The following is a 2,553-nucleotide window of genomic DNA, read 5'->3' as shown; positions in this document are numbered from 1 at the left end:
CAGCCTTGTTTAAAGATTCAAATGCCTGGTCAAATTGATTAGTAGCTAAATATAATTGTGCCTGCTTGATAGAAAATACAGCAGCAAAGGGGTGCTGATTAATCGCATATTCAGCCACCTGAAGCGCCTTTATCGGATCATTTTTTTCAACATAATATTCAATAATACTTTCAAACGCCTGCGCATCAAAAAAGTACTGATCCTGGTTGCGGATCATTTCTTCATATCTTTCTACCGAAAATCTGGGATCTTCGGAAAAACCAAACTCAAAATCTTCTTCCATCCAAAAATTATTCCACCTAAGAATATATCTCCACCTGCTCCTTAATTAGCACGCTATTCAATCAATAATTCAATTTAAGATAAATAGATAAATTATACACTTTTATTTTTCCACATCCCCACGAACCGGTGTACTCTTTGCTTTAATAAAATTTTAGCTGTCTTTAGAATCCTTTAATATCTAATTCGATAAATACCCTTAAGGGGAAATGCTTAACTTTACAAAAATACGAAATTTTATGCAAATAGACATCATTCCGATATTACAGAACCTTGGGATACAAGCTATTAATCAAGCTTCTAGTACTGGCAAGCAATGGACAAGCTCGAACTCCACAGAGCCAAGTACCATTCATTCTCCCGTTGATGGCAAAGCGATAGCAAAAGTGCATTTCGCAAAACCTGCAGATTATCAGAATACACTTAACAACGCTGAGCAAGCATTTAAAATTTGGAGAACATGGCCTGCACCTAAAAGAGGTGAGGTAATTCGCCAGTTAGGTGATGCACTAAGACATAAAAAAGAAGATTTGGGCAAGCTCGTTAGCTATGAGATGGGCAAAAGTTTGCAGGAAGGTTATGGTGAAGTGCAGGAAATGATTGATATCTGCGATTTTGCTGTTGGATTATCGCGTCAATTATACGGACTTACCATGCACTCTGAAAGACCTGCGCACCGCATGTATGAGCAGTGGCACCCCATGGGAATTGTGGGAATTATTTCTGCTTTTAACTTCCCCGTAGCGGTTTGGGCTTGGAATGCCAGTCTTGCCCTCGTTTGTGGAAATGTTTGCGTGTGGAAACCATCTGAAAAAACACCCCTAACAGCTATTGCTTGTCAGCATATCATTCAGGAAGTATTTGAGGCCAACGGAGTACCCGAGGGCACTTCCAGCTTATTAATCGGGGATCGTAGCATTGGCGAACTGATGAGCCATGACAAACGTATTGGATTGCTCTCTGCAACTGGCTCTACTCGCATGGGAAAAGCTGTTGGTGCAGCCCTAGGTGCTCGATTAGGCCGCAGCCTATTGGAGCTTGGTGGTAATAATGCCATCATCATTTCTAAAGATGCCGACCTCGACATGTCCTTAGTTGGAGCAGTTTTTGGGGCGGTGGGTACTGCGGGACAAAGGTGTACGTCAACTCGAAGGCTCATCATTCATGAAAGTGTATACGACACATTTAGGGATAAATTAGTCAAGGCCTACAAACAATTAAAAATTGGCAATCCACTAGATGAAAATATTCATGTTGGTCCGCTTATCGATAAAGATGCTGTGAAAAACTACCTCGTCTCGATTGAAAAATGTAAGAAAGAAGGCGGCAATTTTATTGTTGAAGGTGGTGTTCTTGAAGGGGAAGGTTATGAGTCGGGATGCTATGTAAAACCATGCATTGCAGAGGCTAAAAACGATTTTGAAATAGTTCAGCACGAAACTTTTGCACCCATACTTTACTTGATGAAATACAAAACATTGGAAGAGGCTATTACTATGCAGAATGATGTTCCACAGGGACTCTCTTCAGCGATTATGACTTTGAACTTGCGGGAAGCGGAACAATTTTTATCCTTTGCAGGATCAGATTGTGGTATTGCCAATGTTAATATTGGTACTTCAGGTGCCGAAATTGGTGGAGCTTTTGGTGGCGAGAAAGAAACAGGTGGCGGCAGAGAGTCGGGCTCGGATGCATGGAAGGCTTATATGCGCCGTCAAACCAATACCATCAACTATTCGGATAAGCTGCCTTTAGCACAGGGAATTAAATTTGATTTTTAAGTCGGACGGGGGTATAATTTAATGGACAAAAAGCTTATACCCCTTCCCATGTACATTAATTATTTCAACCTTTGGATCTTCCTTTAAGTATTTGCGCAATTTGCTCAAAAACACATCCATGCTTCGACCATTGAAATAATTATCATCGTGCCAAATACTTAATAATGCTTCTTCACGAGTTAAAACCTGGTTTTTCTTTAAGCATAATAACCGAAGAAGCTCCGCTTCTTTGGTTGAGACTTTTTGTTGGAAATCTCCATGATGAATCAATTGAGCCGAATAATCAAATTGATAATTACCAATTTCAAATTTTGAGGGAAGCTCTTCAGAACTAGATTTTACAGGTTCAGCTGCTCGTTTGAGTAGCGCATTTACTCTTAGAAGTAATTCTTCAATACGAAATGGTTTGGTTATATAGTCATCTCCTCCCAAATTATATGCTTCTGATTTATCTTCAATCATCGCCTTTGCAGTAGCAAAAATGATGGGG

3 protein-coding genes are annotated in these 2,553 nt (G+C 40.0%); 1 reads left to right on the top strand and 2 read right to left on the bottom strand.

All coding sequences use genetic code 11. From position 1 onward, the window contains the following. Positions 1-283, bottom strand: a 283-nt coding sequence (locus ACILQF_RS12480) for a tetratricopeptide repeat protein (RefSeq protein ID WP_395627729.1), incomplete at its 3' end; no start/stop codon positions are given. Positions 284-521: 238 nt separating this feature from the next. On the opposite strand from ACILQF_RS12480, the gene ACILQF_RS12475 reads away from it, so the two are divergent. Beyond that, positions 522-2,063 (top strand): aldehyde dehydrogenase family protein, encoded by a 1,542-nt coding sequence (locus tag ACILQF_RS12475; RefSeq protein WP_395627728.1) that lies wholly within the window; start codon positions 522-524, stop codon positions 2,061-2,063. Positions 2,064-2,081: 18 nt separating this feature from the next. Here the strand turns inward: ACILQF_RS12475 and ACILQF_RS12470 are convergent. Further along, positions 2,082-2,553: response regulator transcription factor (locus ACILQF_RS12470; RefSeq protein WP_395627727.1), on the bottom strand; the 472-nt coding region annotated here is incomplete at its 5' end.

The sequence above is a fragment of the Daejeonella sp. genome (assembly GCF_044232565.1).
Classification (GTDB): Bacteria; Bacteroidota; Bacteroidia; order Sphingobacteriales; family Sphingobacteriaceae; genus Daejeonella.
Note: the sequence above shows the minus strand (reverse complement) of the source record. Positions and strands in the feature narration are given on the sequence as shown.